Origin of the sequence: Candidatus Chloroploca mongolica (assembly GCF_004762035.2) — a bacterium.
Classification (GTDB): Bacteria; Chloroflexota; Chloroflexia; order Chloroflexales; family Chloroflexaceae; genus Chloroploca; species Chloroploca mongolica.
Genome location: NZ_SIJK02000082.1, coordinates 1 through 16,293, shown reverse-complemented (window position 1 = coordinate 16,293; position 16,293 = coordinate 1). Strand labels below are relative to the sequence as shown.

General features: G+C 58.7%; 13 protein-coding genes. 1 reads left to right on the top strand and 12 read right to left on the bottom strand.

All coding sequences use genetic code 11. The annotated features are described in order from the left end of the window. Positions 1-74: 74 nt before the first annotated feature. The 8 genes from EYB53_RS23250 to EYB53_RS27040 all read right to left on the bottom strand — a co-directional run bounded on the left by EYB53_RS23250 (position 75) and on the right by EYB53_RS27040 (position 9,070). Entirely contained in the window at positions 75-926 is an 852-nt protein-coding gene (locus EYB53_RS23250; protein WP_135481605.1) for a hypothetical protein, read from the bottom strand. A gap of 6 nt (positions 927-932) precedes the next feature. Further along, positions 933-1,805 (bottom strand): hypothetical protein, encoded by an 873-nt coding sequence (locus EYB53_RS23245; protein ID WP_135481602.1) that lies wholly within the window; start codon positions 1,803-1,805, stop codon positions 933-935. A gap of 156 nt (positions 1,806-1,961) precedes the next feature. Then, positions 1,962-2,324 carry a hypothetical protein gene (locus tag EYB53_RS23240; RefSeq protein ID WP_135481600.1) on the bottom strand — a complete coding sequence of 121 codons (363 nt, stop codon included), beginning with the start codon at positions 2,322-2,324 and terminating at the stop codon, positions 1,962-1,964. 26 nt (positions 2,325-2,350) lie between these two features. Continuing rightward, positions 2,351-3,721, bottom strand: coding sequence for a cytochrome P450 (locus tag EYB53_RS23235; protein WP_135481598.1), 1,371 nt, complete (start codon positions 3,719-3,721; stop codon positions 2,351-2,353). Between the two features lie 28 nt (positions 3,722-3,749). Further along, entirely contained in the window at positions 3,750-3,881 is a 132-nt protein-coding gene (locus tag EYB53_RS26165; protein ID WP_256439744.1) for a hypothetical protein, read from the bottom strand. Positions 3,882-3,985: 104 nt separating this feature from the next. Further along, positions 3,986-5,203, bottom strand: a complete 1,218-nt coding sequence (locus EYB53_RS23230) for a sugar ABC transporter permease (RefSeq protein WP_254151213.1) — start codon at positions 5,201-5,203, stop codon at positions 3,986-3,988. A gap of 34 nt (positions 5,204-5,237) precedes the next feature. After that, positions 5,238-6,758: an ATP-binding cassette domain-containing protein gene (locus EYB53_RS23225; protein ID WP_135481595.1), complete on the bottom strand. Its 1,521-nt coding sequence runs from the start codon at positions 6,756-6,758 to the stop codon at positions 5,238-5,240. A 125-nt stretch (positions 6,759-6,883) separates the two neighbouring features. Further along, positions 6,884-9,070 (bottom strand): sugar ABC transporter substrate-binding protein, encoded by a 2,187-nt coding sequence (locus EYB53_RS27040; RefSeq protein ID WP_254151212.1) that lies wholly within the window; start codon positions 9,068-9,070, stop codon positions 6,884-6,886. A gap of 343 nt (positions 9,071-9,413) precedes the next feature. Between EYB53_RS27040 and EYB53_RS23215 the strand changes: the two genes are divergently transcribed. Next, positions 9,414-10,034 carry a hypothetical protein gene (locus tag EYB53_RS23215; protein WP_135481593.1) on the top strand — a complete coding sequence of 207 codons (621 nt, stop codon included), beginning with the start codon at positions 9,414-9,416 and terminating at the stop codon, positions 10,032-10,034. Positions 10,035-10,045: 11 nt separating this feature from the next. Here EYB53_RS23215 and EYB53_RS23210 read toward each other — a convergent pair whose 3' ends face one another. The 4 genes from EYB53_RS23210 to EYB53_RS23195 form a co-directional block, all read right to left on the bottom strand. Continuing rightward, positions 10,046-11,686 carry a zinc ribbon domain-containing protein gene (locus EYB53_RS23210; RefSeq protein ID WP_135481591.1) on the bottom strand — a complete coding sequence of 547 codons (1,641 nt, stop codon included), beginning with the start codon at positions 11,684-11,686 and terminating at the stop codon, positions 10,046-10,048. Between the two features lie 340 nt (positions 11,687-12,026). Beyond that, positions 12,027-12,941: a carbohydrate kinase family protein gene (locus EYB53_RS23205; protein ID WP_167857570.1), complete on the bottom strand. Its 915-nt coding sequence runs from the start codon at positions 12,939-12,941 to the stop codon at positions 12,027-12,029. Between the two features lie 156 nt (positions 12,942-13,097). Continuing rightward, on the bottom strand, positions 13,098-13,862 hold the full coding sequence (locus EYB53_RS23200; protein ID WP_135481587.1) for an ABC transporter ATP-binding protein: 765 nt from the start codon (positions 13,860-13,862) through the stop codon (positions 13,098-13,100). 5 nt (positions 13,863-13,867) lie between these two features. Further along, positions 13,868-16,186, bottom strand: a complete 2,319-nt coding sequence (locus tag EYB53_RS23195; protein WP_135481584.1) for an ABC transporter permease — start codon at positions 16,184-16,186, stop codon at positions 13,868-13,870. Positions 16,187-16,293 lie beyond the last annotated feature (107 nt).

Sequence of the window (16,293 nt, the reverse complement as noted above, 5' to 3'; positions counted from 1 at the left end):
CGGGGCCCGCGGCCCGCGGCCCCCGGCCCCCGGCCCGCCTTTGCGTCCAATCATCAGGCAACGGCGTTCACCGACTACTGAACATGCTTGAGAAGAATGACGGTCATTACCACGCCGGCCAACGCCATCGCGGGGAAGATCACCAACTCGACCACGCTGACAGGCACGCCGACCCGCGCCATGTTCAGCCCCATCAGGCTGACGGCGATGCCCAGGGTCAGGAACTTGGTCAACCCGACTGATGCCAGCAGGTAGCCCCAGGCATGGCGGCGCAAGAGCAGGATGCCCGATACGAGGCAGACCGGGACGATCAGCCCCAGATCCATTGCCTGGATGAACATGCTGGTGGTGTTTTCCAGCGCGGGGATCGCCCCCGGCGCAAAGGTCGCGGCGATGCGACTCAGCCAGGCCAACGAGAGAAAGGCAGCGGCAAAAAAGAGCAACCCGGCAATCCAGCCGCGTGGCAGTGTGTCGGAGAAGTGCGCCGGCAAGGTAGGGATGTCAATAGACATCAGCACGAGCACAAAGGCAAACAGGCTCAGGCTGAACAGGGCAACATAGACCAGAAAAAGGGCATTGTAATGAGCGCCAAAGCACATGGTGATGTAGGTGTACAGGATGAAGCCGAGCGTGCCAGCCAGCATCAGCCGTCCGCGCAGCGAGCCGCGCCGCGCCAGCCAGAAGGAGAGCGCCAGCAGGGGCAGGCCCAGCACCAGCGTCACCAGGTCGTTGGCTTGCATCTGGGCGACCATGCTGACGGTATCCCAGTAGTACAGGCCGCGTGCGTTGATGGTCACTTCTTCGCCGCGAAAGGTCGTCAGCGCGTAGGGCGTCCCTTCAGCGGGCCAGAGACCGGCCAGCGCAGCGAACAGGGTCAAGATGAAAATCGGAGGAATGAGCCATTGGAGGGCGTTCTGGTATTTCATAACAATCTACTTTTCGTTGGAAAGATTGCGGAAGAAAGAAATTGTCAATCCGATAGCGAATGCGCCCATGACCACCCATGAACCTATCATGCCAATATAAATGCCAATGGGGAACGTTATCCCTTCAAGGGTCTGGCTGATGGTCTGACCAATGACCACAACGCCAATCAACGTACACAGCATGAGCATTGGCGCAGCGAGCAAATAGCCAAGCGGTTTGCGTTGCAGAAGAAAGATAGCGGTCATCACTGCCGCCGGGGTGATAACTGCCGAGTCAAAACTGTGCGTGAACATGGTGGTGTAAGGGCCGAGCAATACGGGCGCGCTGCCGTTCAAAAGCGGTTCAATGAGGTCACTCAACCAGATGAACAACGTGCCAAACCCGGCAACAATGTTGAATATTGCCAGGCTGCGGCGCGGGAAGCTCGGCTTGATGCGCGTGGCAAGCGCTTGCAGGTCGAAGGTTGCCAGGGCGGTAATGACGGCAAACAGACTGGCCGAAAACAGCGCCGCATAAAAAAGGAACATGGCATTGAAGGCTGCCCCAAACGCCATCGAAGCGCCGATATACAGAAAATAAAACAAGACCCCAATCTGGGCAATGGGCGCATTTTGCGATCCGCGCAAAGACAGAAAGTAACACGCAAACAGCAACGGCAGCGCAATCAGCAAGGTGACGACATCTGTACCGCGAAACGCCGCACCGCTGAACAGCGAATCGTTGGCATAAAGGCCACGTCCAAACATCTCTACCTGCTGTCCGCGCAGGGTCTCGAATACGAAAGGGCCTGGCCCGCCTTGTGAAAACAGTCCTACGCCAGCAGTGATGAGGGCCAGCACGGCAATCAAGGGGATGAGCCATTTTAGGGCAGGATTCACTTTCGTTCTCCTATGGTAGTTTGATGGTTCCATTTGTCTTCACCAGAGTCAGTGGCAAGAGAGAGAAGCGTACACCCCAGGTTGTGCAAGTTGCGTATAAGGCCAAGCAGCTCAGCCTGGTCGGTGCGCAGGTTGGTCAGGGTAAAGGTATTTTGCTCAATGGTCAGCGTAGTTCCGGCGGGGCAGGTGACCTGCCCGCAGCACGGGTAACAGATCGACACCGATAGCTGGATGCACCCGCTGGAGCGCGGCGACCAGGTAGGTGCAGAAGCGCACCGGATCATCATCGGCGTCATCCAACGACAACCAGACGACCGTGCGGTTCAGTTGCGCGATCCACTGTGCAGCCAGGGTCGTTTTGCCATAACCAGCCGGTGCGGCGATCAGCGTCAATGGGTGATTGGCGGCCAGACCGGCGTGTAAGCGCGCCAGCAATCCAGGCCGTGCAATGGCACGGCTGGGCGGCGCGGGCCGGTGAAACTTGGACATCAGCAGTGAGGGCGCTGTGAGCGTAAGCATAGGAGTATGCAATATGGTGCTGCCGCTCAACGCAACTCCGCCCGCATCGGCATACCGCCTTTGGGCCGCAGCGTAATCAGCGGCTCGGCGGCGGGCAACGCGCCCGTGGTCAGGCGCAGCCGATAGCGGCGCGCAACACTGGCCAGCACCAGGGTCGCCTCCATTAAGGCAAAGTTGTTGCCGATGCAGATGCGCGGCCCAGCACTAAAGGGGAAGTAGGCCTGCTTGTGGCGCTGCGCAACCTGCGCGGGCGTGAAACGCTCGGGGTCGAAACGCTCAGGGTCGGGCCAGAAAGCCGGATGACGGTGGGTCACGTAGGGGCTCAGATCGACCGAACTGCCCTTGGGGATGCGATAGCCGTTGACTTCGTCGTCGGCGACCACCTTGCGGCTCAGGATGTAGACCGGCGGATAGAGGCGGAGGGTTTCGTCGAGCACCATGCGCGTGTAGCTGAGTTGCGGCAGATCGGCGACGCTGGGCGCGCGCCCGCCGAGTACTGTAGCAAGCTCGGCCTCGAGCCGTGCGGCGGCCTCTGGATGGGCGGCAAGCAACCCGCAGGCCCAGGTCAGCAGGGTAGCGGTCGTCTCGTGCCCCGCGATCAGCATCGTCATGACTTCATTGCGCAGCGCCTGGTCGTCCATCTGGACACCGCTCTCTTCGTCGCGCGCCAACATCAGCATCGAGAGCAGGTCGCCACGGTCGGCGCTGTTACGGCGACGCTCGGCGATAATCGCGTAGACGACGGTATCAAGCTCGCGCAGGGCCTGCTTCCAGGCCCGGTTCGCTTGCGTGGGCAACACGGGCGACAGGACGTTCCCACTGCGGAAGCGGTCGATAAACTGTTCGCTGATCAGATTGAAGTTACGGCTGACTGCGGCGGCATGGGCTTCAACATTACTGCCAAAGAGGGCGTCGCCAACGATGCCGAGCGCCAGGCGCATCATCTCGTCGCCAATTTCGAGCGGACGCCCGGCGGCGACGGCAGGTTCCCAGGCGTTGAGCATCGCTTCGGTGCGGGTGACCATCAACTCGGCCAAGGCGGCGAGGCGCTGGCGGTGGAAGGCCGGCTGGGCCAGGCGCCGCTGGCGCAACCATGTCTCGCCCTGACTGGTCAGCAAGCCGTCACCGACCAACCAGCGGATCATGCCGTAGCTGAGGTGGTCTTTGGTGTAGATCTTGGCGTGTTCCTGGAGCACGCGATGGACGCCGTCGGGGTGGCTGACCAGGTACGAGCGCAGGGGGCCAAGCCAGTAGACGGCCACATCGCCGTACTCGCGGAAGGTCTGCATGAGGAAGCTGAGGGAGTCGCGGCGCACCGCAGGCAAGACGCCCAGGGGCGGCCAAGCCCGCGGTCCGGAGGCGCGGCGGGGGGCGGGCAGGGTGGTGGTGGTGCTCATAGGGTCTCTTCCTTGGGCTTGGAAGCCGTCACGGGTGAGGTGCAATCCCATCAAGGGTAGCATTGAGGAACTGAGCGGACAAACGTGCCAGAACAAGCCTGTCGTCGCGCAGCCATTCGAAGACGGCCAGAAAGTAGGCGGTGCGGGCAAACGCAGCCATTGGCGTTCCTGATCACGGGTATCCGGCGGGGGCACGGCGGTGCCGTGCCCCATGACGAGCAGCATCCCGTCACACGGTCGCGTGGATTGCGCTGCCTCCACGCGCTACCGCGCTGCGCGCCGCGTTGCCACGTCGAAGATCACCGCAGCCGCCAGCACCACCCCACGCACGATGTACTGATACGAAATCCCAACGCCCATCAGGTTCATGCCGCTGGTGAGCGAGGTCATCACGAGTGCGCCGATAATCGATCCGGTCACCCGGCCCACACCACCCGCAGCCGAGACGCCGCCCACATAGGCTGCCGCAATCGCATCGAGCTCAAACAGCGTACCGGCGGTTGTCGTCGCCGATTGAAGCCGTGATGCGAACAGAATGCCCGACAGCGCCGAGAGCATGCCCATCGAGCCAAACACAATGTAGGTGATGCGTTTGACGCTAATCCCACTCAGTTCGGCGGCTTCGGGGTTGCCACCGACGGCGTAGATATGACGCCCCAAGACCGTGCTGGTCGTAATAAAGTGGTAGATGCCAACCACCAAAAGCATCACCACAACCGTCCACGACAGCCCATTAAAGTTCGCCAACACCCAGGTAATCCAGCCCACAATCCCACTAATAAAGATCAACTTGAGCGCAAAGATCGCAGTTGGCAGAACCTCGAAGCCATAGGCAATCTTCTTCTTGCGGCTATTCAAATCATTGTAGATAAACAGCCCAATTGCGATAATGCCAAGCAATAAGGTGAGGCTATGAATCTGTTCAAATGGCCCACCAAGCGGCACATCGGGAATAAAACCATTCCCAATCGCATTAAATGCCGCATCGGGAATAATAATCGTGCCGGTTCCTTCGGTGGCGAGTTGGAGCATACCCCGGTAGATCAACCAGCCCGCCAACGAAGCTACGAACGACGGAATGCCCAATTGGGCGATCGGGAACGCAGTGATCAGGCCGGCCAAGGCGCCCAGGCCCAGCACCAGTGGAATGACGAAGAGCGTCGGCAGGCCCCATTGCACCAGGGCAATCGCCGCCACTGCGCCCAAAAAGCCCGCTAAAAAGCCCACCGAAAGATCAATGTGGCGGATGACGATCACCAGCGTCATGCCGACGGCCAGCACCGCAATGTAGCCCGTCTGATTGAGCAGGTTGCTCAGGTTGCGCGGCGAGAGAAAGATCCCGTTTGTGGTGATAGCGAAGATCACCATGATCACAAACAGGGCAATATACATCCCATAGTCGCGGATGTTCTGGCGCAGAACCTTGCTCAGATCCTGCATAAACGACCCCGACGCCTGCGCTTCAGTCTTCCCCGACATCATCGTTGTGACTCCTCGGTCAATGCTGACCGCCCGCTCAGTTCGTTGCCAATTCCATAATCTTCTCGGGGGTGGCCTCACTAACCGACAACTCGCCGGTAATCCGCCCCGACGCAACTACATATACCCGGTCACTCATCCCCAGCACTTCGGGCAGTTCCGACGAGATCATAACGATGCTCATGCCTTGATCGACCAAGCTATTCATCAGGGTGTAGATCTCGTATTTGGCCCCGACGTCAATGCCACGCGTCGGCTCATCCAGGATCAGCACATCTGGCTTTACAAAGAGCCATTTGCTGAGGCAAACCTTTTGCTGATTACCGCCGCTGAGATTCGAGACGCGCTGTTCGACGCTCGGCGTCTTGATATTCATCGTCGTGCGATACTCATTGGCGATCTTGACCTCGGCGTTGGCGTCAATCACCGAACGCTGGGCCAGGGCACGCAGGTTGGCGAGGGTAATGTTTTGCTTGACATCTTGAATCAGAATCAGGCCATTGCCCTTGCGATCCTCGGTGACGTAGGCAATCCCGGCGGCAATCGCATCGGAGGGACGCCGCAGTTGGCGCGGCTCGCCCTTGAGCTGAAGCTCGCCCTCAATCCGGTAATTGGGCGAATTGCCGAAAATGCTCAAGGCCAGTTCGGTACGCCCCGACCCCATCAACCCCGCAAACCCGACGATTTCGCCTTTGCGCAGAGTGAAACTGACGTTGCGCAAGACTTGGCGCCCCAAACTTGGGCTGTAGGCGCTCCAATCACGCACCTCGAGGACGACCGCACCGGGTTGCTTATGCTCACGCGGCGGATAGATCTGCTCAATTTCGCGCCCGACCATGTGCTTGATCAAGATCGGCTCGCTGACCTCGCCTTCGTGGGCATCAAGCGTACAGATCGTCTGCCCATCACGCAGCACCGTCACGCTATCGGCAATCGCGATCACTTCCTTGAGTTTATGCGAAATGAGGATGCACGTCACGCCCTGATCGCGCAGGCCGCGCAGCAGATCGAGCAAATTGGCGCTATCGCCTTCATTCAAGGCGGCGGTCGGCTCGTCCAGGATGAGCAACTTCACATCACGACTGAGCGCCTTGGCAATCTCGACCAACTGCTGCTTACCGACGCCCAAATCCTTAATTTTGGCTTCGGGATTGACATCGAGGCGCACTTTGGCGAGCATCTGCGTCGCCCGTTTAATCGTCTCGTTCCAGTCAATCAAGGCCCCTTTGCGCACCTCGTTACCCAAAAAGATATTCTCGTAGACGGTCAGTTCAGGCACGAGGGCTAGTTCTTGATAAATAATTGCAATCCCGGCGCGCTCACTATCGCGGATCCCCCGGAACTGCTGAACTTGGCCGGCAAAGCCAATCTCACCGGTGTAGCTACCGTGCGGATAGACCCCGCTCAGCACCTTCATCAGTGTAGATTTGCCCGCACCATTTTCGCCAACCAGACAATGAATCTCGCCTCGCTTCACACTGAAGGTGACATTATTCAGGGCCTTCACCCCAGGAAACTCCTTGGTGATGCCCCGCATTTCCAGAATAGCAGTGGTCATCTGTGCTTCTCGCCTCGTTGGCTGATTGTCAGTCCTTGGCTTCGAGCAGGGTTTGGGAGGGCCAAGCCCTCCCAAAAACCCACCCACCGGCATGTGAACTAACGCTCACATGCCGGACGAACCCCTTACGGCAAGCCAGTGAAGTCACTGGCCTGATAGTAGCCGGAGTCGATCAACTCGGCCTGGACATTGTCACGGGTGACCGTCACCACGGGGGCTTGGACGGCGGGCACATCAATCCGCCCGTTGTTGTAGCTCCCCGACGCTTCGGGTGAGCTATCGGTCAGCAGGGCAACCGCAGCGTCAATCGCGCTCTGCACCAGGGTGCGCACGTCCTTGAAGACGGTCATGGACTGCTTGCCATCAATGATGTACTGGACGGAGGCTTGTTCGGCGTCCTGCCCGGTGATCAGGAAACTGGTTACAGCCGGGTCGGTGGCGAAGGTATCGGCGATAGCGCGGGCAGTGCCATCGTTGGGGGCCAAAACGAACACGTCACCCTTGGCACTATCGGGCGCTGCGGTCAAGTTGGCCTCGGCCAACGTCTTGGCGGTGTTGAAGTCCCAATTGGTCGTGATCTGCCCAATGATCCGCGCCTGCTCTTCGCGGGTCAGAGTGGCACTACCAGACAGAGCCTCAGCCTCGGACGAGTTGGCAACCACAAAAGTGCCATCGGCAATCTTGGGCTGCAAGACGCCCCAGGCGCCCTCGAAGAAGATGAAGGCGTTGTTGTCGGTGGCGGCCCCGGCGTAGAGATAGAGCGGGTTGCCGCTGCCAGTGGCGTTATCCACCAAGAACTGCGCCTGCTGGGCTCCGACGGCGATGCTATCAAAGGTCACGTAGTAGTCAACCGCCTCGGTCTCGCGGATGAGCCGGTCGTAGGAAATGACGTTGACCCCGGCGGCACGCGCAGCGTTGGCCGAAGCGGCGGCAGCCGTCCCGTCGTGCGGGGTGATAATCAGCACTTGGATGCCCTTGGTGATCAGCGACTCGACATTGGCCTGTTCGCGGGACGAATCGCCCTGGCTAAACAGAATCTCGACCTGATAGCCAGCGGCTTCGAGGGCTTCCTTAAAGCGGGTCTCGTCCTGGATCCAGCGTGGCTCGTCACGGGTGGGCAACACAATCCCGACGGCAAGCGTACCAGGGGCCGGGGCAGGAGCAGCACTGCCCAAACCAGTGAAGTCACTGGCCTGATAGTAGCCGGAGTCGATCAGAGCGGCCTGGACATTGTCACGGGTGACCGTCACCACCGGAGCTTGGACGGCGGGCACATCAATCTGCCCGTTGTTGTAACTGCCCGACGCTTCAGGCGTGCCATCGGTCAGCAGGGCAATCGAGGCGTCAATCGCGCTCTGCACCAGGGTGCGCACGTCCTTGAAGACGGTCATGGACTGCTTGCCATCAATGATGTACTGGACGGAGGCTTGTTCGGCGTCCTGCCCGGTGATCAGGAAACTGGTTACAGCCGGGTCGGTGGCGAAGGTATCGGCGATAGCGCGGGCAGTGCCATCGTTGGGGGCCAAAACGAACACGTCACCCTTGGCACTATCGGGCGCTGCGGTCAAGTTGGCCTCGGCCAACGTCTTGGCGGTGTTGAAGTCCCAATTGGTCGTGATCTGCCCAATGATCCGCGCCTGCTCTTCGCGGGTCAGAGTGGCACTACCAGACAGAGCCTCAGCCTCGGACGAGTTGGCAACCACAAAAGTGCCATCGGCAATCTTGGGCTGCAAGACGCCCCAGGCGCCCTCGAAGAAGATGAAGGCGTTGTTGTCGGTGGCGGCCCCGGCGTAGAGATAGAGCGGGTTGCCGCTGCCAGTGGCGTTATCCACCAAGAACTGCGCCTGCTGGGCTCCGACGGCGATGCTATCAAAGGTCACGTAGTAGTCAACCGCCTCGGTCTCGCGGATGAGCCGGTCGTAGGAAATGACGTTGACCCCGGCGGCACGCGCAGCGTTGGCCGAAGCGGCGGCAGCCGTCCCGTCGTGCGGGGTGATAATCAGCACTTGGATGCCCTTGGTGATCAGCGACTCGACATTGGCCTGTTCGCGGGACGAATCGCCCTGGCTAAACAGAATCTCGACCTGATAACCAGCGGCTTCGAGGGCTTCCTTAAAGCGGGTCTCGTCCTGGATCCAGCGCGGCTCGTCACGGGTGGGCAACACAATCCCGACCGCGAGTTCGGCAGCGGGCGGGGCGGTGGTGGATCCAGCGGCGGGGCTAGATGGAGCAGCGGGAGTTTGAGCGCCACAGGCAGAGAGCAACAGGCTCGCGAGCAGCGCGAGAATAGCGAAGACGCCTTTGTTTCGCATGGGTGCATGTCCTCCTAGACAGCAACGAAGTTCAAATAACGCAAATAACCGACGATGAACCGAACCTGGGCACCGAGCCAGAGCATAATGATATTGATGATGGCAAAAGCCTCCTTTCGCTGTCGGCCCAATACTTTGGGCAACTCAGCGTTGCAATTATACCACTTTTGTGTCGAAAATCGGTATCTGTTCTGGCGCACGGGTAGCCTTGATGATCGGGGTTATATTGCAGCCGCTGGCACGATGACAATGACGAGGGGCGTGGTACGGTAGTTCTGAAGCCTGTTTGCTGTGTTGCTGTTTCCTTTTTTGGCAAAGGTAGTGTTACGTCGAAAGGAATATCATGCGCCCATGTATCTGGTTCTCCCTCATCCTGCTCACATGGATCCTCCTCCCCCCACTCACCGTTCAAGCCGAAACTTGCCGTTGGTCCACGGGTACCAGCGGCAACTGGAGCGATCCCTCCAAGTGGTCGTGCGAACGGGTGCCAACGGATCAGGATGCGGTCGAGATCGCCGGTGCGACGGTGACGCTCGATCAGGCGGCGCATGTGGCGAGCCTGTTGCTGACGAGCAGTAGCTCGCTGAGCGGCCCATTTCCGCTGACCGTCGCTGGGCAGGTGCAGATGACGACTGACGGGCTGATCACGGTGAGTACGCAGGGATCGGCGTGGGGGGCGCTAAATGTGTCGCTGGGCAATGGGGCGACGGCGCACCTGATCGATCCCCAGTTTGTGGCAGGCAGCCTCGCGGCGCTGAGCCTCGATCAGCCAGCGGCAAGTAGCGGTAGTTTGCGCTTGCAGATCGGGCCGCAGACGGTTGGCACACTGACCCTCAATGGCAATCTGTCGCTGATGAGCGATCTCACCGTGACACAGTCGTTGCAGTGGACGAGTGGTAATCTGTTGAGCCTCAATGCCCTGTTTCAGCCCGATCCCACGGCCACCCTGACGACACCACCCTAACCCAACGGCACTTAGACATCTGGCTCAGGTGGATCAACCTCCATAGTGGCTCCACAGCTGGTACAGAAACGATACGTAGCCGGATTTGCTTCACCACAGGCGACGCACGACCGCTGGGGAGGCGACGGATTATGGGCCATACGAGGATCTGTTCCAGCCAGGTGCATGGGTTGTGTTACCTCGGGCAAGGGTACGGGCGGCAGAGACACCGGGATAGGTGCGCTACTCGCACCTCCCGCCATCGCTGTGTACATACCAGCTGGAGCGCTAGCTGCCATTACTGGTTGGGGCAGACCACCCATCATGCTTTGCAAAACCCGGCGATAGACGAAGTAGTTCATCAAGGCCATTGCGGGCAACGTTAACCAACCCAGGAAGAAGGGTTGGAGCATAATCAAAAACATAGCAGCAAAGCGCAAACCCCAGCGGGTGAAACAGCCAATCGATGTGGGGATATAAGCACGCAGACTGGCGATCAGACTCATGCGATAGTAGATAATTCCCGGTACCAGGCCAAGCAACGGGACGAAACCGAGTACACCACAGATAATCAGGGTAAGGGGAAGCTTCTGATCGAGCGAACGTAAGAAGACATTGGCTTCGCTGAGATCGTTAAATGTGACTGTATGGCAGCTCGGGCAACGCTGGCGGATGCTTTTGGCAGGCAGATGGGCTGCGCAAACTGGACATCGCTTACGTCCAATCAACTGCAAGCGGTGAGCCGTCCGATCCAGGGCAGGTGTGTGGCGTGCCTGGCCAAAAATACCCACTTGAAGGGGATGCTCGTTAGCTTGATGACATTGTGGGCAGAAGAGCGCTGTTGGAAAAATCGGCGTCTGGCAATGTGCGCAAGGAACCTTGGTGCGTTCAGCGCGTCGTTCAAACCAGCGTCGAATCAGGAACAGACCCAGCAACGTAAGCGCAGTTATAGCCAGGGCAATCAAGGGGAGAAAAATCACCACGAGCGCCATCGTGATCGTCCATCCCCCCTCAGCAAAGCTGAGCAATCTGAGTAACCCGAGCGAATCATCTTCGTCGAAGTCAATCAGGGTATCCATAACCGTTTGTCGAAGCGATGCGATCAGCCATGTACCAACTGAGGTAATGCCAGCCCAAACGACGCCAATAATAATGAGCACCCAACCCAGCGACTCTACCAACCCGACCTGCGCATGCAGATCCAGCGCGTTATTGGAGGCCACCGCAACCCCTGGACCTACTGCAACCAGCCATTGCAGGCTTTCCGGTGAAAGCTGTTGTGCTAGAGCCCCTAGGATGAAGGTACCGTTGCCTTGGATGAGGCCGAACTGCATGGCTGCATTCACCCCAGGCTTGACAAGGTTAGTCTTCATATCTTCAAATACCGGTCGAAGATCAGGATCCTGATCAATATACCACTCGGCAATCATTAAAACGCCGAGTGTAATGAGGAAGACTTCACTTAGCATCCAGGTTGGTAAATGCAAGCCCTGAATATGACTCAACCCAGGATTAAAAATCGATTCCTCGGCTCGGGCAACGGCTGCCTGGCTCACCTTGATAAGATAAGCAAAGAGGGTCAAGCAAAATGCAAGTGTAAAGGGACGATTCGCCGTGGTCGAACTTGTAGTCACCGATGTGGAAGCAAATGATGCAATAGTTGTGAAGTCCATAGCAATCCTTTGCGCACGTTATAGCAACTCTGACGGGTTTGGAAAAGCGGTTGGATGATTGTTCGCGGCTACGCCTCGCGCAATCACTTAACACTTTCATAGATGCCAATGAGAGCATATTATAACTCATTTTGATTGTCCTAGCTTCTTCGCAATGCACATCAATTTTATGCCCGTAAGCCTCATCGACATCCAACCATCTCCCAGGTCTGCGCTGAAAATGGGTGACCACGTTCGGGACGTTGTGCATCAGCTGTGACCCATCCCGCACGCTCATTCTATGCCCACGGCAAAGCGCAGCAGCGAATGGGGTGGCCCGTGCGATTGAGGGAGGTTCCCCCTACTGCCCCAACGCGTGCACTTGCATAAAGTGCATGACTTCAGCATGGGTCGGGCTGTTGAGCACGCCGGGGAAGCTGGCGCACACCATGCCTGCGACGGCTGCCGCATACTGGATGGTTTGGTCGTCGCTCCACTGCTGCAACATGCCATAGATGACGCCGGCCCGAAATGAATCACCCGCCCCGGCACTGTCGATCACATTGACTGCATAGGGCTTCAACTGCTTGCCAGGCGCCCCCTTTCTGCCATACAAGATGGCCTCATCGCCCACGGTAAACACGACCAACCCTTGCGCACGCTGCTGGTATGCGTCAAACAATTCTGCTAACGCGACCTGGGGATAGGCTCGGTTGCGAAATTCCCCCGAGATGATCACGGCGGCGGCGGTACTCGCCAAGGCCTGGTCGTACGGGCAATCAATCGAAACAAAGGGTACGCCCAACTCGACCGCGTAGGCCCCGACCAGGGCGCTTTCGGCTTGAAACGGCGGGTCAACACAGACTAGCCGCGCTTTGGCGAGATCGTCTTTCCTGGGGATATTCCACTTCCGGGTCGTGGACAAGAGATCAACGTAGTTGCCAAAGATCGTCCGGCTGCGCTCGTCGGAAAAGACCATCTCGCGCACCCCGGCAAAGCCTGGCTCGACCCGCAGGCGCTGCGTGTCAATGCCGTAACGAGCGATGGTTGCCAGCAAGCGCTCGCCAGCCGACGTAGCGCCGATCCAGTTGCCGTCGAGTTGGACGCTTACCCCCAGGCGGCTCAAGACAATCGCCGAATTCAGGGCCTCGCCGCCAGTCATGAAATGGCTCGCGACAATTTCGGCGTAACTATCGGGTGAGGGGAACGCCATGCTCAGCAGATGAAGCTCACTGGAAGCAATGACGCCATAGGCATACACATCGAACTCTTTCATGCTCCTACTCCTTTGCCCTTCTCCAGGGCCACGCTTGGGGAAGATACAGATGTTTTCCTGGGCAGCAACCGCAGCAACGCCACCGCCGCCACCGCATAGAGCACCGAAATGACGGCGAAGAAAGCCACGTCGCCCACTAAGAAGCATAACACCTGTTCAAAACTTCATCGCCGCTAACCATGCCGTGAGACCCTCCTCGCGGGCTTTGAGGTCATCTCGCGCTGCTTCGTACACGCCGGGCCGGTACTCGCCGGCAATGTTGCCATCAACCATAAACACTACTCGCTCGGTTCTGGCCGCCACCCTGGCATCGTGTGTGACGAGCAGAATGGTTGTGCCGGTGCAATGAATCTCGCCCAGCAGCGCCATGATCTCGTTGGCCGCGGTTGAATTCAAGGCCCCCGTCGGTTCGTCGCCAAAAATAAGCTGCGGGTCGCTCATCAGGGCGCGGCAGATGCCAACGCGCTGCAGTTGGCCCCCCGAGGCCTGGGTGATGTCACGCTTTGCCAGACCCGCAAGGCCGGTCTTTTCCATCAGCATGTGCGCTTTTGCGGTAACCTGCGCCCTGTTGGTACGCCGCTTGCGGAGCGATGGTAGCATGATGTTATCGAGGATGTTCAGGTTTTTCAACAGGGTTGGCTGTTGGAAGACAAAGCCCATCCTGGTGCGACGTATGTCGGCTAGCGCGTTGTCGTTGAGTTGCGCCAGATCGATGCCCGCAAAACAGACGCTGCCACTGTCAACCGGATCCATGCCACTCAAGGCAAAGAGCAACGTTGATTTTCCCGAACCCGATGGCCCCATCACGGCGACAAACTCACCCGCGTTGATGGCAACCGAGACGTTGTCGAGCACGTTGCGCTTTTCGTTGCCCGCGCCAAAGGTCTTGACGATGCGTTCCCCAACCAGAAGTTGCTGCATGGTAGTCACTCCTTGATATGCTCCGCGATGCTGATCCGTCCTGCGTCGAATGTGCCGACGATGGTGGCCGCGAGCGTCACGACCGTGAGCAACAATGGGCTGAGCAGATACGCAAACAGCGGATTGATGACGAAGGTAAAAGAGGCGGCCCCAAAGGAGGCGATCACCGCACCCGCTAGCGCCTCGCCCAGCGTGTTCGCGAGGATCGTGCCGAGCGCAATGCCGACCACCAACACACATACCGCCCGCACGATATACTGCACCTGGATGTCCGTGTTGGTAAAACCAAACGCCTTCATCACGGCAATCGCGTATCGATCCTTGGCGACCAGCATCCGCATAAACAACAGGGTGATCAGCAGGGCGATGGTCAGCGCAATGCCAAGCGCGGCATAGGCGGCTTTGCCAATGCCGCTGATGGTGGGACCGTAGGTCTGCGCAATAAATTCGTCAAGATCCGAGACCTTGGCAAAGGTAAACCGGCCCGAATAGTCCGCACGTTTGGCGTCAAGCAGCGTCGGATCGACAAGTTCGGCGCTGATCACGCTCCACATGATGTTGGCTGAAGCATCGGTAAAGATCGCCTTGGCGGTCTTGCCGCCGTTCGTTACGTCAGAATAGATGCCGCACACGCTAAGGTCGCGTTCGTGACCGGCGATGCGCAAGGTGAGGCTATCCCCGACGTTCTTGCCCATCTCGTTGGCGTGCATCACCGACAGCGCAATTTCGTTCTCGGCAAGCGGGGCGCGCCCGGCAGCGTAGGCCAGGGGAAAGACCGTATGGTCACCGAGTTCAACCTTGATCCGCTCCTCTGAACCATCCTCCAGCCGGACGCTGAAGGTCTGGGTCGTCAGCACGACAAAGGCGGCGATGTCACTATCATCCGCCAAAGCGGTGGCGATGGCCGCTGCTTTCGCGGCGATCTGGTCGGTCTGCTGAAGATCAAAGCGCAGATCGCTGTTGCCGACCCCCATATAGGTGCTGAAGCTCTTGGCCGCGATCGTGTTGGCCAAGTTCTGCGGGACGATGATGATGAACGCCGCGAGCACCAGCACAACCAGCATCGTGGCGTAGAGCTTTGTACGGGCGAGCACATCTTTCACGCCGAGAAAGAGATTTGTGCTCAGCCACGTGTTCATACTCAGGTGGAAACGCTTGCCCCCGCTGGCTTTTTCCTGGGCAATACCGAAACGGATCGCCTCACCTGGAGAAATGTGATGAAAGCGCCCGAGCATCCCGTTCACGTACGCGATAATCGCCAAAAAGACCAGCAGCACACTGACCGCCCCAAGCAGCAGGGCAAGGGAAGCGCGTCCGCTCTCACCAAAAAAGAGGCGCATCTGCTCAAGCAGCACGCCCTGAAAGAGCAACGCAAGCGCAAAACCGAGCAGGCTCCCCACCGCGGCAATGGCTGCGTATGTCGCCAGGTAGATGCGCTTGATGTCAGCGACGCGCAACCCGATGGCTTTCATCACCCCGATTTCGCGGTAGTCATCCTCGATCTTCGCCAGTAGCGTGAAGCGAATGCAGAGAAACGCGACGGCAACAACCAATGCACTCACCAGGAGCAGCACCGCGATCATCAGCCCATCCGAAAGGCCGTTGAGCATACGGTAGAGCGGATCGGTAATCGTTGGCCCATTGGCTTCGAAATCCGCAGCGGTGTAGGTGGCCTCAAATGCGCCCAGGTGCTCAAGGTCGTGCAGGCGGAACTCGATCAGATATTCCATCGTACCTACCGGCTCGAGGGCCGCAAAATCGTTCTGGCTGACTAAAAAACGCTTGGACGACGAGAGCAGCGAGTTCATCTGCGCATCGCGGAGAAAGCCTGCCACGATAAATGGCTTCCCAGCCACCTCGACCCGCTCACCGACCATGGTCGTGCCATCCTGCAGATAGTTGACCGGGACATACAGCTCCCCATCGGCAACCCGAATAATCTCTCCATCGAGGTCGAGCAGAAAATCGAACTGCTCATTCTGCACCACAAAGCCGTGATCCTGGACACTCCGCGCCAGTGAACCACCAGGAAAGACAATCTGCGCCCCGTCGAGATTGAGAAACTCCACAATCTGGACAGCGGCGACCGCCTCGTGCTGCGCGGCAAAAGCCGTCAGCCGCCCCCGATCCAACGTACCCGCGTGCATCTGCATAAAATGCGGCGTCTGCGCCCGCGTCATAAGCGCATCGATCGCCCCTGAAAGGTTGACCATAAGGATCGCCGCCAGCGTCACCAGCATAGCCGCGACGGCAACAAAGAGCATCGTCGTCAGCGTGATCGCTTTGTTCTTCACGATATCGTTGTAGATCACCCGGTAATACATAGATCACTCCTGAGACACAAGTACGTGTTCACATTTGGGGTAACAGACAAAGCCTGGGAGCGAGGGCGTCCCGCCCTCGAAGGCATTCCGAGGGCGGGACGCCCTCG

What these genes read in the sequence shown, in the direction of transcription:
- EYB53_RS23250 (WP_135481605.1), bottom strand. Translation starts at nt 926, where the DNA reads ATGAAATACCAGAACGCCCTCCAATGGCTCATTCCTCCGATTTTCATC.
- EYB53_RS23240 (WP_135481600.1), bottom strand. Translation starts at nt 2,324, where the DNA reads ATGCTTACGCTCACAGCGCCCTCACTGCTGATGTCCAAGTTTCACCGG.
- EYB53_RS23235 (WP_135481598.1), bottom strand. Translation starts at nt 3,721, where the DNA reads ATGAGCACCACCACCACCCTGCCCGCCCCCCGCCGCGCCTCCGGACCG.
- EYB53_RS26165 (WP_256439744.1), bottom strand. Translation starts at nt 3,881, where the DNA reads ATGGCTGCGTTTGCCCGCACCGCCTACTTTCTGGCCGTCTTCGAATGG.
- EYB53_RS23230 (WP_254151213.1), bottom strand. Translation starts at nt 5,203, where the DNA reads ATGATGTCGGGGAAGACTGAAGCGCAGGCGTCGGGGTCGTTTATGCAG.
- EYB53_RS23225 (WP_135481595.1), bottom strand. Translation starts at nt 6,758, where the DNA reads ATGACCACTGCTATTCTGGAAATGCGGGGCATCACCAAGGAGTTTCCT.
- EYB53_RS27040 (WP_254151212.1), bottom strand. Translation starts at nt 9,070, where the DNA reads ATGCGAAACAAAGGCGTCTTCGCTATTCTCGCGCTGCTCGCGAGCCTG.
- EYB53_RS23215 (WP_135481593.1), top strand. Translation starts at nt 9,414, where the DNA reads ATGCGCCCATGTATCTGGTTCTCCCTCATCCTGCTCACATGGATCCTC.
- EYB53_RS23210 (WP_135481591.1), bottom strand. Translation starts at nt 11,686, where the DNA reads ATGGACTTCACAACTATTGCATCATTTGCTTCCACATCGGTGACTACA.
- EYB53_RS23205 (WP_167857570.1), bottom strand. Translation starts at nt 12,941, where the DNA reads ATGAAAGAGTTCGATGTGTATGCCTATGGCGTCATTGCTTCCAGTGAG.
- EYB53_RS23200 (WP_135481587.1), bottom strand. Translation starts at nt 13,862, where the DNA reads ATGCAGCAACTTCTGGTTGGGGAACGCATCGTCAAGACCTTTGGCGCG.
- EYB53_RS23195 (WP_135481584.1), bottom strand. Translation starts at nt 16,186, where the DNA reads ATGTATTACCGGGTGATCTACAACGATATCGTGAAGAACAAAGCGATC.